Genomic DNA, 17703 nt, shown 5'->3' with positions numbered 1-17703 from the left:
CAAAGAATATTTTTACAAGGATTAAATTAAAATATTTGTAAAATAAAAATAGTATTTGACAAATTTTATTGTTAAATGTATAATTTACCTAAGCTTTTTTTGAAAAGAAGTGCATTATTTGTATATATTTAACTAATTAGGAGTGTTGGTTGTGAATATAAGAGAAAATCAAGAAATAAAATTCGAAAATCTACTTTCCTTTAGAGGAAAAATGACTCAACAGGAACTTACTAATGAAATGATGAAAATTGGTCAAGTTCTTAAAGACCTTGGCGTTAAAAAAAATGGACCAATAATTAGTACTACTTTCTCAGTAGAATTAATTGATGGTCAACAAGTTATGGATTCAGAATTTCTAATCCCTCTTGATAAAGAGGTTGAACTACCAAAAGAATATAGTTTTAAAAAAGTATTTCATTTAGTTAATGCATTGTGTATTAGACATAATGGCAATCCTAACTTAATACAAAATACTTATAATCAATTAAATACATTTATACAGGAAAATAGACTTCAACCAATCACTTCTGGTTACAATATACCAGTTAATGAAGTAACTGATCCATCTAAATTGGATGAAGTAATTATTGATGTTTATATTGGGGTAAACCCATGTATAATATAATTTTGTTATAAATTTTTGGCCAAATTTATATAAATAAAACAAATAAAACTAGGAGGTTTTAGTATGAAAGAATTGAATGAACTTGAATTATTAGAGGTTTCTGGTGGTGAGGACAAAGCTAGCTATTATGAAGATGCTCTTTATGAATTTGGTGTTTGGCTTGGTCGTGTTGCTTATCGTGTTAAAGAGGATTTTACCAACCAGCCACTTGGACCAATGACTCAAGATGTGCAGTCTAAGGGAAAAGGATCTAATTGGGAAGATATGGTTGAAATACCTTAATAGTATTATATTTTAAAAAGAGGAGGAACTAGTATTATGAGTTATAAATTAAATAATAATTTTACAAATCTTAATGAAAATGAAATGAATGAAATAAATGGAGGCGCAGTCGTAATACCTATCCTTATTGGTATTGGTAAGGTTATAAGCGCTGGTGCTGCTATATGGGGCGTATATAACATTGGAAAAGGTGCTGTATCTGGTTATAAAGACGAAGCATCAAAAGATACACCATAAAATATATAGTATTCAATATTCAATTTTTTATTAAATGTTGAAACTTTTACATGAGCTAGAAAGGTTTCAGCATATGAAGTTTCTACTTGAGAATGAACGTTTTCAAGTAGAAGCTTTTAATATTTAGAATGTCTTATTTTAAAATTAGATTTATCTGTTCTGAATAGAAAACTTTATGGTTTCATGTTAAATAAAATTAAAAGCTTTTATAATTTACCTTATAAAAGCACAATAAAATTGACTTGTTTTTTATTTTAAATTGACTAGTATAATACGAAGAACTAATTGTTTTATTCGGTTCAAACGATTCTCTAGAACAATGTAGTTTAGAGTGTGTATACATTAGTTTTAAATTTCATCTGGAGGTGTATGATGCGTAAAATATTATTCGTTCTATATATAATATTTAGTATAGGCACGCTATGGCAATCTATAGCTATTTTTAAATATGGTTATACTATAAAGGAATTATTATTTCTCATATTATATTTAGTATCAAGTGTAGTATATTTCTTCTGGTATCGTGAGTTTAAAAAATAAAGAGAGTAGATAAGTTTGATTAATATGGCATAAAATGCTCCCTCAAAGAAGTCAGAATTTCTACTTAAATGGAAAATAAATTAATGTATATTTTGAATATAATTCAATAGATGAGTATACAAATAGTGCTTTTTAAGGAAAGTGATGTTTTTGTGTTATAATAGTTCAAGCGTTGTCCTTAAAAACTTCTAGGTTTTGAATTAAAGCTGAATAGAAAATAATAAGACTAATTATATAAAAATTCTCTTCTATTTCTTTTATTTAGTAAAACCAATATTTGCATTCATATTATTTGTATTAATTGATGTTCCTTGCATTTAAACCTTAATAATAAATTTATAAGATAAATTAATTATTTTATTTAGTTAATATGAAAGTTTGATAAATAAACAAAGAATACAACCTTACAATAATTGAAACCACAGCCCTAAAAAGAGCTCCAGCTTTAATTATTATTCTGTAAACTCGCCCATTTGCCTAAACTTCTTATATCTCTTAGTAAATAATCTATCTGTAGTTTACATCTGTAATCTTGTTACTGTTTCATCAAAATCAGTTCTTATCTTCTCACATACTTCTAATTTATCTTTATATACACCACCTAGTGGCTCTATAATAATCATATCTATAATTCCTAAATTTAATACTACCTCAAATGTTATTTTTATTGTTTCTGCAGTTTCTGATGCTCTTGTTGCATCTTTAAATAATATAGAGGCAAATACCTCCAATGAACTAATTCAATTGATTGAATACTTAATCATCTAGACTTTATCTGCATATGTAATAATCATAGAGAGGTTTGATTAATTGTTATTTTTTTCAAAAATCAACAATACACCTTTTAATTTGAACTTAAGTTCTTTTATACTTCTTAAAATTACATCCACTAGCGTTAATTGACACATATCACAAGGAGTTGATAATATTGAAAATTTTAAAATCATTAAGACAACCTATAAATTATATATTTATATGGTTTATAATTTGGTTTTCTATAACATTTATTGCTGCTATTTTTATACCTGAGAAAGAGTTAACTCGAGATACTAAAACAATACTTACCACTGTCGCACTAATAATAACAATCTGGATATATCACTTATTATTGAAAAGAAAAAGTGAAAATCTAGCTTCATTCTGCAAGTTTAATAAATTAAGTTTTAGAAATGTAATATTAATTATTATATTTTCACTAACATTTGCATTATTAAAATCCCGTTTAGTATATATCATGAATACTTTATTTTATAATTTAAATATTGAATCGCACTACGACCAAGTAATTACCCGAATACAAAATTCAAGCAATTCTTATTTGGGGTTGTTTCAAGTAATCATAGTATTTCCTATATTTGAGGAAATATTGTTTCGTGGACTTATTTTTAATAGTATCAAGAAACATACTAATTTAATATTAGCTATTATATTGCAAGCACTTATATTTTCTATAATACACGGAAATATAACTCAAAGTATATATACATTTATAAGTGCAATAATTTATGTTCTAATTTATTTAAAAACAAATAGTATAATTTCACCTATATTAATGCATATAGTTTGTAATTTTGTAGGGACAGTAGGCATAACTCTTTTAATTAATTTACCTAACACAGTCTTTTATTTTACTTTATATTCATCTATAGTTATTTGTATTATTTCTTTTATTTTTATTCTTAAAACAAACAAAACAAAGTTTAATGAAATGTAAGTATGTTGTTTAATTATTTTGTATTTATCACAAAGAGTGATTGAATAACTCATTAAAAACTTAAAGAAAGGAGACTAGAAAAATGATAGATAACTTTATACATAAAATCAATGATCCTGATACACATATCATTATTAAAATAGTATTTATACTAATAGCACTAATTATTGTCGGTTTAGTTTATCAAATGGGAAAAGAACTAGGTCGAAGTATCGTTTCAGCTTGCTTTGAGATTTTCAGAAGTTTTTCTTAAAATTGTACATAGCTAAATTCACCAATTAAACACAAATGAAATAGATTTATGCTAAAAATAAGCTAATTATGTTGGATAAACTAAAGACGAGCATAATTATTAAAAGAAGGAGAATTAGAATGAAAAAGAAGGAATATGAAAGATGGAGTAAGATAAGAGAAAAAGGCAAACTTAAATATTTTTTAATATATATCTTACTGGGATTTGCACTTCCTGCTGGTATCTGTGCAGAAGTTTTTTCAAGAATTTTCGATAAAGAATTCACATTAAATGTTTTATATCAAACTAACTTTTATGGCGGTATTATAGGAAGAGTTATAGTTTTTGTAGTTATTGGGTGGTTGATTATAGGAAGAAGCGAATGGAAAAGAAATGAAAAAGCATGGAATAAAGAAAAAAATAAATTAATAAATACTGAACTAGATTAGTATTCAGTTAATTCATAAGAAGAGAGTTTAATGTGTTAATGACCCCAAAAGTTCTAACAAAGAGAGATTACGCCTTCTTTATACTATTTTTATTTCAACTTACTAAATGTTATAAACTCATATATATACTCTAAAAAACTAAAGAATAAATGCAAAAGGAGATTATCTATGAAAAAACAAGAAATTATTAACTGTACTATAAGTGATGAATTGACAATGTCTAAAAGAAGTATAATTATTACTTCAATTTTATTCTCAATAATTATCTATGCTATTATTGGTACTTTATACTCAATGATTTGGGATAAACCTTTTTGGGAGACTTTTTTTTACTATTTTGATAATAATAAATTGCTATGCCTTCTTACATTCATTGCCTTTACTATTGTTCATGAACTATTACATGGGCTTGGTTTTATAGTATTCGCACATGTACCCTGGTCTGAAGTAAAATTCGGTATTAACTATAAATATTTCACACCGTATACTGATTGTGATTCAATTTTAAATGTAATTCAGTTCAGAATTGTTTCAGTATTACCTGTGTTAATTTTAGGAATAATTCCAACAATAATCGGTATGACAATAGGTAGCATTTATTTAGTAGGGTGGGGACTGGTAATGATCTGTTGTGGTCTTGGAGACTTTGCAATTATATGGATGACAAGAGCTCTCAACCCTAAAATTTTAGTTAAAAGTCACCCTACCAAAATAGGTTTTGTAATTGTATCAAATTAATATGTAATTCGATTCATAAAATAGGAGAATTAAAATGCATAAAAAAACAAAAGATTTTTCAATAATACACTCAATATGTATTGTTGCACTATTTATACTTTTAAACATTACTATTGATATTATAGTTAGAATAATTTTAACCCAAAGTACTATTGACATTAGTAATCCCTTCATAAGAATTTTTATTAATATAACTTCTTTTATTATTATAATAAATTATGTCTGCAGAAAAGATAATTTTGAAATTAAAAATATATTTAAAAAGATAAATTGTAATATATTCATGATACTATCTATGTTATTTATTACTATTGGTATGAGAATTATTTTTACCGAATTAAGTAATTATATTGAAGTAGCTTTTCCTTTAGATAGTGAAAGTTATGTATATAATAAAAATGTATTTGGAGGAAATATAAGCTTATTAGGCTCAATTGTTGCTACTGTTTTTTTCGCACCAATATCTGAAGAAATATTTTTTAGAGGAGTAATTTTACGTGGTCTTTTAAGAACTTATAATAAAAAAACTGCTGTGTTTGTATCAGCAATTTTATTTGCATTGTTTCATTTAAACATATATGTTTTTATTCCAGCAGTTATTGTTGGATTATTTATAGGATGGACAATGATAAAGTTTAATTCAATAATTCCTTGTATATTAATCCATTCCCTGTATAATGGATTTCCAAGGATACTAAAATACATTTTTAATATTAAAATACAAGGATTTAATATTGATTCTCAAATGGTTGAATTTCAACCTCTGTGGTTTAATATATTAGGTGTTAGCTGCTTAATTGTTGGTTGGTTATTTATATTATTTTCTAATTATAATGGTACAAGCAATATTCATAAACTTAATGATAAATTCGAATTTTAGGAGATGATTCTATTGAAGACATTATACAAAAAACCCAATTTCATAGTATATATTGTATGTATACCTTTCCTATTAAGTGTAGGATTATCAATTTATAGTTTAATAACGCACAACTATCCTAAATTAGGTGTGATCAATTGTGGTTTTATATTAATTCCAATTATAATGATGAATTCATATAAAAGTTCCAAATTCAAATCAATAGTAAAATTCTATACCATATTTTTTATATTATTTTCTATACCTTACTTATATCTTGCTTTTACTGGAAGTGTTATTGATAAGCTAAGTTCACTAATTTTTATTATAACTATATGTTTAACTTATGTAGTGATAGATTATTTAAATAAGAAAGAAAGTAGGTCTATCAAATGAATTTATTAAATACTAAAACAAAAAAACAAATCTAATATTAATTATTGCATATGCTTTTTTAAGCTTTTCTGTTCTTTTTACAATACATATGTTATTAAAAAAAGACCCTTCAGATTTTGCTTATTTTTCTGTTCTCTTAGCAATATTCAATGTTTTTCTATATTTAATTAAAGATTTCTATAGTGACAAAAAAATTAAATTCTTTATGAATATATATTTAATATATATAATTATTAATTTACCACTTATTCTATATTGGTCTATCATTAGTGATTTGTTACCGTTTTTTTACTTCCCATTATATACATTAATATTCTGGATGTATTTAAGAATGAAATTCAAACATGTATAAGCAATATTAAATATACGTATAACCCAAAAGTTCATTAACCCAAGTTAATAAACTATATATTCTTTATTCTTTATAAGGAGGTATTATTTAATGAATATATTATTAGGAACAATTAGTGTAATTTTCGGAATTTCAGGTTTAATCTATACATATAAAAATAGAAACAAAGTTAAAGTTGCTGAAATCTTTTATCCTCAATCTAAATATGAAGTCATGGACGAAAAGAACTTTTTAAAACTTCAGAAAGTATTAGGTTTCTTATATTCATCATACATAATTATCATAGGAATACTAGGAACATTAGTTAATACAGATTTTTTTCTATTAGCATGTTTTGTTACTTTACTCTTCCCACTGTTCTTGGGTTTTGGTGAAAAGTACGTTAGAGTAAAATCATAAAATCACAAGGAGGAGGTCTTTAATGTTTAAAAACTTTATACTTGCTTGTATATTATTTATAATTTATCAATTAGTTTTAGAAGAATTTACTGGATTAAGAAGTAAAATACGATCAAAATTAAGTAAAGGCTTGTATATTTTTATTGTTTGTATAAGTTGTTCCTTTATATGTATATTAATTCTTTTTTTCACTAATTTTGATACATGTATTCCACAGGTAATAGTAATTCCATTAGGACTAGTTCTTCTATCTAATCATCGTTATAGCAAATTAATAAGTGATAAAAATAGCTCTATTTAAAAGAAATGTTGAAATAAATGCATTACCGTACGCCATTTGAACTTGTATCATATTAAATAATCCATAATTTACAAAATAAAATAAAATTATGTTATAATGTTTCGTAATGTATTCTATTGTGACGTAAGAGATTGGTGCAATATAGTATAATTTATTTGCTTTAAACTAAAAAGAAAAAGGGTGTATGAATTGAGAAAACATATTATGTTAGGAGCAATAATCGGATTTATTTTGATAATAGTATTTGCTATGATTTTTTTGTTGACAGAAAGTTTAAATATTAGCGGATTTTTTAAAGCACTATTATTTGGACTAGCAGGCTTAGGTTATTTTATATCTATAGAATATATCAAGTCTAAAAAATAAGTCTTTATACACAAAATTACTCTATATTGTAACAAAATACTACTATCTAAACCCCTAGATTTTAGTCTAAGTGTTTCTTTTTATTGTAAATTACAATATCAACATTATTTTTAAACAGAGCCATAAAAATAAATAAATTATATAGTAAAAGTAATAGATTATTTAAATAATAATCTACCTGAATCTATAGATGATTAAAATATAAGACAAGCCTAGGAGGATTTATATGAAACCTTTATCTTTAGTATTTGCTATTTGCTTTGCTCTGCTGGGTATACATAGACTATTTGGCTTAAATCAACCTTCTTCATCATTCTTCTATTTTACAGTATCAATTTTATCTATACTTACCCTTAAAATTGATACTAAAAAGAATAACAACTAATATCAAACTTACTCACATTCTACTGGAATTTAAGTGATAAAAATATACTATAAAATGGAGGTATTTTTATAATGAATATCCTGTGTTTAGGAAATTTTCTTGAGATGTTAAAGATAGCAATGCAATCCCCAAATGATAAGATGTATGTTTACGGATCCATTGCCACTATTATATACCTGATTGTTTTAGGGTTTATAGGACATTTCGTAATTAAGCCAATGATTATAAAATATAATATTTCTATTCTTAAAAATATCTTTTTTATAATTATTCCCATTGTAATATTAAGTGTAATTATAGTGCTATTAATTGATAAAAGTATATTAGATACTGATACATTTTATAAAAGAATGATATGGACTGGAATGACAGTAGGTCCTTGGATTACATTAGTATTTATCACAAAACGTGATTGAAATAACTTATTAAATACTTAAAGAAAGGAAATTAGAAAATGAAAAATAAAATAATTAAGAATCCTAATAAACATTTCATTACTAAAATATTATTTGTACTAATAGCATTACTTATAGTAGGTTTTGTTTATCAAATGGGAAAAGAACTAGTTCGAATTATAATTTCTTTTATATTTGCAATTTTGAAAAGTTTTTCTTAATGGTGTGGACATGTTAATCCCATTACTCCATAATATTTAAAGGAGGAATTTATAATGAAATTTACTTTTCTAATGATGTCTATACTTTTTTTAGGCATAGGTATTTTTAGATTTAAACGATCATCATTACTTTTATCAATATTACCTTTTATAGTTTCTATTATCAGCTTAGGTGGCTTTTTATATCTATATACTAAGTAATAAACATTTTCTCACATACTGCTGCGTTATCTTTATGAGCGCCACATCTTCCACCTTTTCCTATTATAATTGAAACTATAGTTTTATAGTGGTAAAATTAAGATAAATGATAATCAAAATGTAATAGAAATGAATAACCTACTAGAAATGATGATTAAATGCCAACTATAAGTATGTTTTATGGAATAATTATTAGAATGTATTGTGCACCTAAAGAGCATAACCCTGCACATTTTCATGCATATTATCAGGATTGTAAGGCAATTATTGACATAAATACATGTGAATTAATAGAAGGAAATCTTCCTAAAAAACAACTCAAATTAGTCTTAGCTTGGGCGGAGTTAAGAAAAGAAGAACTGCTTGCAGATTGGACTTTAGCCATGAATAGTGAATTACCATTTAAAATAGAACCATTAAAATAGGAGGTTAGTACCCTATGTATTTCTCTATTGTTGAGGTAAAACCATTAAAAGACTATAAATTACTCTTAACTTTTGAAAACGGAGAAAAAAGAATTTTTGATATGAACCCATATTTAAGTAAAGGTATATTTAAAGAATTAAAGGATGAAAATGTATTTAAAACAGTTAGAATTAGTTATGATAGTATAGAATGGAGTAATGAAGCAGATATTGACCCAGAAGTTCTTTATGAAGAAAGTACAGTATATAAGCCGTAGCTCTCCAAAAGAACTACGGCTTCATATATTATGGTAAAAATTATACATTATTCGAAGAACTCGCCCATTTGCCTAAACTTACTATATCTCTTAGTAAGTAAGCTATCCATTGTTTCCATCTGTAATCTTGTTACTGTTTCAACAAGGTTTGCTTTCATTTTTTCACATACTGCAGACTTATCTTTATGAGCCCCACCTAAAGGTTCTTTAATAATTCTATCTATGATTCCGAAATTTAATAATTCCTCAGATGTGATTTTCATTGTTTCTGCAGCTTCTGATGCTCTTGTTGCATCTTTAAATAATATAGATGCAAATCCTTCTGGTGAAAGAATTGAATAGATTGAATGCTCAAGCATCCAAACTTCATCTGCAACAGCTAGTGCTAATGCACCACCACTTCCACCTTCTCCTATTATAATTGAAACTATAGGCGTTTTTAGATTAGCCATTTCCATTAAGTTTCTAGCTATAGCTTCCCCTTGACCTCTTTCCTCAGCACCTATTCCACAATAAGCGCCTGGAGTATCAACAAGACATATAACAGGTCTATTAAACTTTTCAGCCTGTTTCATTAGTCTTAGGGCTTTTCTATATCCTTCTGGATGAGGCATACCAAAGTTTCTATAAATATTCTCTTTAGTATCTCTTCCTTTTTGTATTCCGATTACAGTTACATTAATTCCATTTAGAGTAGCTAATCCCCCCACGATTGCATGGTCATCAGCATATCCTCTATCTCCATGAAGTTCTATAAAATCATCGAAAACCTCTTCAATATATTCCATAGCTGTAGGTCTCTCATTTAATCGAGCGATTTTAACCTTCTGCCAAGCAGATAGTTTTGTATAGACATCTTCCTTCATAGAATCAAGTCTCTTTTCCATAAGTTCTATCTCTGCACTTAGATCTAGCCCTTGTTCTTCAGAAACTTTCTTTAATTCATCTATTTTATCTCTAAGATCATATAATTTCTTTTCAAAATCAAGTACCACACTATCACCTACCTCTAGCTTTAGATATCTTTTAGCGAACTTTGATTTTACATGTTCCATAATCTCAGCAAACCTTAAACCAATGTATAAATCTATTAGTGAGCTTAGATATCTGCATGCATTTTAAGAATCTTTCCTAAAGTTTCTTTCATCTTTCTTCTATCAACAATTTTGTCAATGAAGCCTTTTTCTAATAAGAATTCAGCACTCTGGAATTCTTCTGGAAGCTTTTGCTTTATAGTTTGCTCAATAACTCTCTTACCTGCAAATCCTATAAGAGCCTTTGGTTCACTTAAGATTATATCTCCCTGCATTGCAAAACTCGCTGTAACTCCTCCAGTTGTTGGATCAGTTAAAACAGTTATATACAATTGACCTGCCTCACCATGTTTACTCACTGCTGCACTTGTTTTTGCCATCTGCATAAGAGAGAACATCCCCTCCTGCATTCTAGCTCCACCTGATGCTGTAAACATAATCACTGGAAGTTTATTCTCAGTTGCATATTCTATAGCTCTTGTAACCTTTTCACCTACAACGCTACCCATGCTTCCCATCATAAATCCTGAATTCATAACTCCTATTACAGCTTTAACACCATTTATGAATCCCACACCAGTTACCACAGCTTCATTCTCACCAGTTTTCTCGCTGTATGCTCCTACTTTATCTTCATATCCTTCATATGAAAGAGGATTCTTACTTATCATATCTTTATCTAATTCAACAAATGTTCCCTTATCTATTACCATTTCAATTCTTTTTCTACTGTTAACTCTCATATGATGGTCACACTCTTTACACACCATAAGATTCTTATCTAAATCTTTATTATAAAGAATTGTTCCACACTTTTTGCATTTTTGCCACATACCCTCAGGTATTGACGGAGCATTTTCATCAATGGTAGTATCTTGAGTAATATTACCACGTTCCTCGTTAAGCAGAATCTTCTCTGATACTGCTTCAACAGTTGTAAGTTCAATATATTTACTTTTCTTCTTAAATAACTTCTTAATTCCCATATAATCACCAACCTTTTGCACGCACTACATGCGTAGTTGAGAATTGAGAGTTGAGAGTGAAATCTCCATCATTCTCCATTCTCAATTCTCCATTATTAAAGTACACCTTGAAATTTAATATTTTCTAACCAACTTATCAAATTTAAATCTCTTTAGACATAAATCTAGCAAGGTATCCTGTATCTAGATTGTTCTCAGTATAGTCTTTGTCATTTAGAATCTTTACGTGGAAATCAATATTAGTCTTGATTCCTTTAAGAACAAACTCTTCAAGAGCTCTTTTCATACGGTTGATAGCTTCATCTCTATCTTCACCATGTACAATAAGCTTACCAACCATAGAATCGTATGTTGGTGGTATAGTATATCCATTATACATAGCGCTATCTAATCTTACCCCATATCCACCTGGATAATTCAAGATTTCTACTGTTCCTGGTGAAGGCATGAAGTTTCTCTCAGGATCCTCTGCATTTATTCTACACTCAATAGCATGCCCCTTAATCTTCACATCTTCTTGTTTTATCTTAAGCTCTTCACCATATGCTACCTTTAATTGCTCTTTAACTATATCAACACCGGTAATCATCTCAGTAATTGGATGTTCCACCTGTATTCTTGTGTTCATCTCCATGAAATAGAAATCACCATGTTTATCTAATAGGAATTCAATCGTTCCTGCATTTTCATATTCAACAGCTTTAGCAGCCTTTACAGCTACATCACCCATTTTCTTTCTTAATTCTTCAGTAACTACTCCACAAGGAGCCTCTTCAATAATCTTCTGATTTCTTCTTTGAATAGAACAATCTCTCTCCCCTAGATGAATAACATTTCCATGTTTATCACCAAGAAGTTGAATCTCAACGTGTCTAGGATTCTCTATGAATTTCTCCATATACATTGTTCCATCACCAAAAGCTATTTCAGCTTCTCTTTTAGCTGTATTGAATGCATTAGCTAGTTCATCTTCTGATCTAACTATTCTTATTCCTCTACCGCCACCACCAGCTGATGCTTTTACTATTACTGGATATCCTATTCTCTTAGCATTTTCCTTAGCTTGCTCTTCATTTTCAACAACTCCATCACTACCTGGAATTACAGGTACACCAGCTGCTATCATAATATCTCTAGCGTTAGATTTATTTCCCATTCTTGTAATAGTCTCTGGAGTAGGTCCTATGAAGTTTATATTACAGTTTCTGCATATCTCTGCAAAATTAGCATTTTCAGATAAAAATCCAAACCCTGGATGAATTGCTTCAGCACCTGTTAAAACTGCAGCACTTATTATGTTCTTAACATTTAAATAACTATCTGCTGACTTTGGTCCACCTACACATACCGCCTCATCAGCTAATTGTGTGTGCAGAGCATCTTCATCAGCAGTTGAATATATTGCAACAGATTTTATCCCAAGCTCTCTACAAGCTCTAATAACTCTAACTGCAATTTCTCCTCTATTTGCTATTAAAACTTTTTTAAACATATCCTACACCCCTACTGCGAAAATAAGTTCAGCTTCAACTGCAGTCTCTCCATTAACACTAGCAATAGCCTTCCCGATTCCAGCTGGCCCTTTTCTATTTATAATCTCAACTTCAAGCTTAAGTGTATCTCCAGGAGTAACCTTTCTTCTGAATTTAGCTTTTCTTATTCCGCCAAAGTAAGCAATTTTACCTTTAAACTCATCTAAACTTAATAATGCAACTGCTCCTACCTGAGCTAAAGCCTCTATCATTATAACTCCAGGCATAACTGGTTCACCTGGGAAATGACCTTGGAAAAAGTGTTCATTCATAGTTACATTCTTATATCCTACAGCACTTTTACCTTCTTCTAATTCCTCTATATAATCTACAAATAGAAATGGATATCTATGTGGTATTATTTCCATAATTTCTTTTACATCTAATCTCTTATTACCCATTGATTACTTCCTCCTGATTTTCATGATAGGCTGATCATACTGAACCATTTCTTCATTCTTAACAAGAATTTCAACGATTTCACCACTCACTTCAGCTGTTATCTCATTCATAAGTTTCATGGCTTCTATAATACATAGTGGCTGTCCCTTAGATACCACGTCCCCTACTTTAACAAAAGCAGGATCATCTGGACTTGGTGAAGAGTAAAATGTACCCACTATTGGAGAATTAATATATTCAAAATTACTATCATCTTCTTTTTTTGTATCAACTTCAGCTATTTCTTCTTTAACTTTAACATCAGAAGTTACTGCTTCCACAGCTATTTCTCTTTGCTCTTGTTGAGTAGGGATAATTCTTTCGTTACTAACGACTCTTACTTCTCCACTTACTCCTTTAGACATCTTTATTTTTAAGCTATCCTTTTCAAGTTCAAATTCATTTAAATTTGAGTTACTGATTAAAGTAATAAGTTCCTTTATATTATTAAAGTCCATTCTTATTCACTCCATTTCTTCAATAATATTGATGCATTATGTCCACCGAATCCTAATGAATTAGAAAGAGTATAGTTAACTTCATGCTCTCTTCCAGTTCCCTTTACATAATCAAGATTACATTCTTCATCCTCAACCTGTAATCCAACAGTTGCATGAACAAAATTTTCTTGAAGAGATTTTACACATGCGATAGCTTCTACAGCTCCACTAGCTCCTAATAAGTGACCTATCATTGACTTTGTTGAGCTTACTGGTATTTTATACGCAGCATCTCCAAATACACTCTTTATTGCAGCTGTTTCATTTTTATCATTATGAGGTGTACTTGTTCCATGTGCATTTATATAAGAAACTTCTTCTTTATCTATTCCTGCTTCTTCAATAGCCATCTTCATAGCTCTTGCAGCACCTTCTCCACCTGGCGCTGGAGCTGTTATATGGTAAGCATCACATGTTGCTCCATATCCTACAACCTCAGCATAGATTTTAGCACCTCTAGCTAATGCATGATCAAGAGATTCAAGAATAAATATTCCTGCACCTTCTCCCATTACAAAACCTGAACGCTCTTTATCAAATGGTATTGAAGCTCTCTTTGGATCATTGTTTGCATTCAATGCTGTTAATGATGTGAACCCAGCGATTGAAAGTGGTGTAATACCAGCTTCTGATCCTCCTGTGATTGAAATATCTGAGAATCCATACTTAATATGTCTGAATGCTTCTCCAATTGCATTTGTTCCTGAAGCACATGCAGTAACAACAGTATTACATATTCCTTTTGCTCCAAACCTTATTGCAACATTACCTGCAGCAAGGTTGCTTATCATCATTGGTATCATAAATGGAGATACTCTAGTTGTATCTTTTGAAACCATCTTTTCATGTTCTTTTTCTAATGTTGATAATCCACCTATTCCAGAACCGATTATAACACTGAATTTTTCTTTATCTATCTTTTCTAAGTCTATATTTGCATCATTAATAGCTTCTTGTGATGCTGCTAATGCAAACTGTGTAAATCTATCTAACTTTCTAACTTCTCTCTTTTCTATATACTCTTCTGGATTAAAATCCTTAGCTTCTGCAGCTATTTTAACTTTAAACTTCTCAGTATCAAAACTCTCAATAAAATCTATTGCACATTTACCCTCTTTAACATTGTTCCAAAATTTATCTACACCTGTACCTAATGGTGTAACTGCACCAATTCCTGTAATTACAACTCTATTCACTTAGAACACTCCTCTCTACATTGCCATTCCGCCGTCAACATTGACGATTTGTCCTGTTATATATGCAGCCTCTTCACTTGATAAGAAAGCTACTAAGTTTGCTACATCTTCTGGCTTACCCATCTTCTTTAGTGGTACTGAATTTAAAATACCCTCTTTTACTCTATCACTTAATACATCTGTCATATCTGATTCTATAAAACCAGGTGCTATTGCATTAACTGTTATTCCTCTTGCAGCTAATTCTCTAGCAGCTGATTTAGTTGCTCCAATAACTCCAGCTTTTGATGCACAATAGTTAAATTGACCAGGATTTCCTGTAATACCAACTACAGAAGTCATATTAATTATTCTTCCACTTCTTTGCTTCATCATTATTGGTGTTATATGCTTTGTGAAGTTAAATACTCCTTTAAGGTTTACATCAATTACATTATCAAAATCTTCTTCTTTCATTCTCATAAGTAAAGTATCTTTTGTTATACCAGCATTATTAACTAATATATCTAATGAACCCATTTCTTTATGAGCCTCATCTATCATTTCCTTTACTCTGTTAAAATCACTAACATCTCCTTGTAGTAATAGTGCTTTAACGCCTTTGCTCTCTATTTCTTTCTTTAACTCTTCTAATTCAGGGTTTTCTCTTCTATAATTTATTACAATATTAGCACCTTTTTCAGCTAATTTTAGAGCAACAGCTTTTCCTATCCCTCTAGAACCACCAGTAACAAAAGCTACCTTCCCGTTTAACATAGCTATTCTCCTCTCAATTTACTTAACGTATTTTCTAATGTCTTTAAGTCTTCTATATTCATACAGTTTAGTTTTCTGTCTACTTTCTTAACAAATCCACTTAGAACTCTTCCAGGTCCCATTTCAATAAATGTATCTATTCCATCATCAATCATATTTCTAATTGATTTTTCCCAGTATACACTGCTCATTACTTGCTGTTTCATGATTTCTTTTATATCATCACCGCTGCTTAGTTTTTCACCATTCACATTCATATATATAGGTAATGACTTTTCTTTAAACTCAATATTGTTCATTTCATTGTAAAGATTCTCTGCAGCCTCTTTAAGCAATTTAGTATGGAAAGGTCCACTTACATTTAACTTTAAAGCTCTCTTTGCTCCCATTTCCTTAGCAATTTCTACAGCTCTATCAATAGCAGCAGTTTCTCCCCCAATAACTATTTGTTTTGGACAATTTAAGTTAGATATCTGTAATACATCATCTTCTTTTGCCTTATTAACTAACTCTTCAACCTGCTCTACATCAAGTCCGATGATTGCAGCTAATGTACCATCTATATCTTTAACAGCCTCTTCCATGAAAAGACCTCTTTTTCTAACAAGCTTTACACACTCTTCAAAGGATATCATTCCAGAGCTAACAAGAGCGGAGTACTCGCCTAGGCTCAATCCTGCTACTGCATGATATTCTATTCCCTCTTTTTCAAATGCTTTAAGGGCAGCTATGCTAGTTGTTAGAATTGCTGGTTGAGTATATTCTGTTTTATCTATTTTTCCTTCTCCACCATCAAAACAAATATCCTTTATTGAAAAACCTAATTCTCTGTCTGCAATATGAAATATTTCTCTACATTCATCTATATTTTCATATAGTTCTTTTCCCATTCCTGCATATTGAGCTCCCTGTCCTGAAAATATAAGTGCAATTTTACTCATTATCTTATACCCTCCACAACCTTACTAGCTTCATCAAATATCTCTTCTATTATTTCTTTACAACTTTGAGTCTTTTTAATCAATCCAGCAATCTGTCCTGCCATTACAGACCCCATTGCTATATCTCCTTCAACAACAGCTTTTCTTAAAGCTCCTCTTCCTGCCTCTTCAAATTCTTCAATAGTTACCCCTTGTTTCTCAAGCAACATCATTTGTCTTGATAATTTATTCTTTAATACTCTAACAGGGTGACCTGTAAATCTTCCTGTAGCAACAGTATCTATATCTTTAGCATTAATAACCTTTTCTTTGTACGCATCACAAACTGAACATTCATCTGCAACAAGGAATCGAGTTCCTACTTGAATTCCTTCTGCTCCTAACATCATAGCCGCAGCTAATCCTCTACCATCTCCAATTCCCCCTGCAGCAATAACAGGAATATTCACTGCATCAACAACTTGTGGAATTAATGACATAGTAGTTAACTCTCCAATATGTCCTCCAGCCTCACAACCTTCAGCAACTATAGCATCTGCACCTGCTCTTTCCATTCTTTTTGCTAAAGCAACTGATGCAACTACTGGAACAACTTTAATTCCTTCTTCTTTCCACATCTCCATGTACTTCCCTGGATTACCTGCACCTGTTGTTACTACTTTAACTCCTAACTCACAAACTAAGTGAGCAATTTCTTCAGCATATGGACTTAATAGCATTATATTAACCCCAAAAGGTTTATTAGTCTTTTCTTTTGTTTTTAAAATTTGCTCTCTTACCCATTCAGTTGGAGCATTTCCTGCTGCAATTATTCCTAATCCTCCTGCTTCTGATACAGCTGATGCAAGATTATGGTCTGCAATCCACGCCATACCTCCTTGGAAAATAGGATATTCAATGTTGAATATTTCACAGATTTTAGTATCAAACATAATGTTTCCTC

27 protein-coding genes are annotated in these 17703 nt (G+C 29.7%); 16 read left to right on the top strand and 11 right to left on the bottom strand.

Annotated features, from left to right (window positions below; translation table 11 throughout):
- The first annotated feature begins 151 nt into the window (after window positions 1-151).
- The 3 genes from OW730_RS02550 to OW730_RS02540 all read left to right on the top strand — a co-directional run bounded on the left by OW730_RS02550 (window position 152) and on the right by OW730_RS02540 (window position 1144).
- Window positions 152-625 carry an AraC family transcriptional regulator gene (locus OW730_RS02550; RefSeq protein WP_271227527.1) on the top strand — a complete coding sequence of 158 codons (474 nt, stop codon included), beginning with the start codon at window positions 152-154 and terminating at the stop codon, window positions 623-625.
- 63 nt (window positions 626-688) lie between these two features.
- Complete coding sequence (locus OW730_RS02545) at window positions 689-907, top strand: hypothetical protein (protein ID WP_271227526.1); 219 nt, start codon at window positions 689-691, stop codon at window positions 905-907.
- 36 nt (window positions 908-943) lie between these two features.
- The gene (locus OW730_RS02540) at window positions 944-1144 is read left to right on the top strand and encodes a bacteriocin (protein ID WP_271227525.1); all 201 of its coding nucleotides are present in this window, start codon (window positions 944-946) and stop codon (window positions 1142-1144) included.
- Between the two features lie 1058 nt (window positions 1145-2202).
- Here the strand turns inward: OW730_RS02540 and OW730_RS02535 are convergent.
- Both OW730_RS02535 and OW730_RS02530 read right to left on the bottom strand, forming a co-directional pair.
- Window positions 2203-2415 carry a hypothetical protein gene (locus OW730_RS02535; protein ID WP_271227524.1) on the bottom strand — a complete coding sequence of 71 codons (213 nt, stop codon included), beginning with the start codon at window positions 2413-2415 and terminating at the stop codon, window positions 2203-2205.
- Between the two features lie 75 nt (window positions 2416-2490).
- Window positions 2491-2631 carry a hypothetical protein gene (locus tag OW730_RS02530; protein ID WP_271227523.1) on the bottom strand — a complete coding sequence of 47 codons (141 nt, stop codon included), beginning with the start codon at window positions 2629-2631 and terminating at the stop codon, window positions 2491-2493.
- A gap of 287 nt (window positions 2632-2918) precedes the next feature.
- Here OW730_RS02530 and OW730_RS26900 point away from each other — a divergent pair, with 287 nt between their 5' ends.
- From OW730_RS26900 to OW730_RS02470, 13 genes are all read left to right on the top strand, one after another.
- On the top strand, window positions 2919-3398 hold the full coding sequence (locus tag OW730_RS26900; protein ID WP_442945427.1) for a lysostaphin resistance A-like protein: 480 nt from the start codon (window positions 2919-2921) through the stop codon (window positions 3396-3398).
- A gap of 372 nt (window positions 3399-3770) precedes the next feature.
- Entirely contained in the window at window positions 3771-4079 is a 309-nt protein-coding gene (locus OW730_RS02525; protein WP_271227522.1) for a hypothetical protein, read from the top strand.
- 168 nt (window positions 4080-4247) lie between these two features.
- Window positions 4248-4817 (top strand): DUF3267 domain-containing protein, encoded by a 570-nt coding sequence (locus OW730_RS02520; protein ID WP_271227521.1) that lies wholly within the window; start codon window positions 4248-4250, stop codon window positions 4815-4817.
- Between the two features lie 34 nt (window positions 4818-4851).
- Window positions 4852-5697: a CPBP family intramembrane glutamic endopeptidase gene (locus tag OW730_RS02515; RefSeq protein ID WP_271227520.1), complete on the top strand. Its 846-nt coding sequence runs from the start codon at window positions 4852-4854 to the stop codon at window positions 5695-5697.
- An 817-nt stretch (window positions 5698-6514) separates the two neighbouring features.
- Window positions 6515-6823, top strand: coding sequence for a hypothetical protein (locus OW730_RS02510; RefSeq protein ID WP_271227519.1), 309 nt, complete (start codon window positions 6515-6517; stop codon window positions 6821-6823).
- 22 nt (window positions 6824-6845) lie between these two features.
- Complete coding sequence (locus OW730_RS02505; RefSeq protein ID WP_271227518.1) at window positions 6846-7124, top strand: hypothetical protein; 279 nt, start codon at window positions 6846-6848, stop codon at window positions 7122-7124.
- Window positions 7125-7328: 204 nt separating this feature from the next.
- The gene (locus OW730_RS02500) at window positions 7329-7490 is read left to right on the top strand and encodes a hypothetical protein (RefSeq protein WP_271227517.1); all 162 of its coding nucleotides are present in this window, start codon (window positions 7329-7331) and stop codon (window positions 7488-7490) included.
- A gap of 226 nt (window positions 7491-7716) precedes the next feature.
- Window positions 7717-7875, top strand: a complete 159-nt coding sequence (locus tag OW730_RS02495) for a hypothetical protein (protein ID WP_271227516.1) — start codon at window positions 7717-7719, stop codon at window positions 7873-7875.
- Window positions 7876-7946: 71 nt separating this feature from the next.
- Entirely contained in the window at window positions 7947-8291 is a 345-nt protein-coding gene (locus OW730_RS02490) for a hypothetical protein (RefSeq protein WP_271227515.1), read from the top strand.
- A 38-nt stretch (window positions 8292-8329) separates the two neighbouring features.
- Window positions 8330-8491: a hypothetical protein gene (locus OW730_RS02485; RefSeq protein ID WP_271227514.1), complete on the top strand. Its 162-nt coding sequence runs from the start codon at window positions 8330-8332 to the stop codon at window positions 8489-8491.
- 54 nt (window positions 8492-8545) lie between these two features.
- Window positions 8546-8692, top strand: a complete 147-nt coding sequence (locus OW730_RS02480; protein WP_271227513.1) for a hypothetical protein — start codon at window positions 8546-8548, stop codon at window positions 8690-8692.
- 158 nt (window positions 8693-8850) lie between these two features.
- Entirely contained in the window at window positions 8851-9117 is a 267-nt protein-coding gene (locus OW730_RS02475) for a DUF4160 domain-containing protein (protein ID WP_271227512.1), read from the top strand.
- Between the two features lie 14 nt (window positions 9118-9131).
- The gene (locus OW730_RS02470; RefSeq protein WP_271227511.1) at window positions 9132-9374 is read left to right on the top strand and encodes a DUF2442 domain-containing protein; all 243 of its coding nucleotides are present in this window, start codon (window positions 9132-9134) and stop codon (window positions 9372-9374) included.
- 47 nt (window positions 9375-9421) lie between these two features.
- Here OW730_RS02470 and OW730_RS02465 read toward each other — a convergent pair whose 3' ends face one another.
- From OW730_RS02465 to fabK, 9 genes are all read right to left on the bottom strand, one after another.
- Window positions 9422-10429, bottom strand: a complete 1008-nt coding sequence (locus OW730_RS02465; protein WP_271227510.1) for an acetyl-CoA carboxylase carboxyltransferase subunit alpha — start codon at window positions 10427-10429, stop codon at window positions 9422-9424.
- A gap of 44 nt (window positions 10430-10473) precedes the next feature.
- On the bottom strand, window positions 10474-11394 hold the full coding sequence (gene accD / locus OW730_RS02460) for an acetyl-CoA carboxylase, carboxyltransferase subunit beta (protein ID WP_271227509.1): 921 nt from the start codon (window positions 11392-11394) through the stop codon (window positions 10474-10476).
- A 142-nt stretch (window positions 11395-11536) separates the two neighbouring features.
- Window positions 11537-12886, bottom strand: coding sequence for an acetyl-CoA carboxylase biotin carboxylase subunit (locus OW730_RS02455; protein ID WP_271227508.1), 1350 nt, complete (start codon window positions 12884-12886; stop codon window positions 11537-11539).
- Between the two features lie 3 nt (window positions 12887-12889).
- Window positions 12890-13327, bottom strand: a complete 438-nt coding sequence (gene fabZ, locus OW730_RS02450) for a 3-hydroxyacyl-ACP dehydratase FabZ (RefSeq protein ID WP_271227507.1) — start codon at window positions 13325-13327, stop codon at window positions 12890-12892.
- 3 nt (window positions 13328-13330) lie between these two features.
- Window positions 13331-13825, bottom strand: coding sequence for an acetyl-CoA carboxylase biotin carboxyl carrier protein (gene accB / locus OW730_RS02445; RefSeq protein ID WP_271227506.1), 495 nt, complete (start codon window positions 13823-13825; stop codon window positions 13331-13333).
- 2 nt (window positions 13826-13827) lie between these two features.
- Window positions 13828-15063 (bottom strand): beta-ketoacyl-ACP synthase II, encoded by a 1236-nt coding sequence (fabF, locus tag OW730_RS02440; RefSeq protein WP_271227505.1) that lies wholly within the window; start codon window positions 15061-15063, stop codon window positions 13828-13830.
- A 15-nt stretch (window positions 15064-15078) separates the two neighbouring features.
- A complete protein-coding gene (gene fabG / locus OW730_RS02435) occupies window positions 15079-15819 on the bottom strand; it encodes a 3-oxoacyl-[acyl-carrier-protein] reductase (RefSeq protein WP_271227504.1) in 741 nt (246 codons plus the stop codon).
- 2 nt (window positions 15820-15821) lie between these two features.
- Entirely contained in the window at window positions 15822-16760 is a 939-nt protein-coding gene (gene fabD / locus OW730_RS02430; protein ID WP_271227503.1) for an ACP S-malonyltransferase, read from the bottom strand.
- On the bottom strand, window positions 16760-17692 hold the full coding sequence (gene fabK, locus OW730_RS02425; RefSeq protein ID WP_271227502.1) for an enoyl-[acyl-carrier-protein] reductase FabK: 933 nt from the start codon (window positions 17690-17692) through the stop codon (window positions 16760-16762). The genes fabD and fabK overlap by 1 nt, the downstream gene beginning before the upstream one ends.
- Window positions 17693-17703: the final 11 nt, after the last annotated feature.

Origin of the sequence: Oceanirhabdus sp. W0125-5 (assembly GCF_027938815.1) — a bacterium.
In the GTDB taxonomy this organism is placed as follows: Bacteria; Bacillota; Clostridia; order Clostridiales; family Clostridiaceae; genus Oceanirhabdus.
This window is presented reverse-complemented; position numbering and strand designations above follow the sequence as displayed.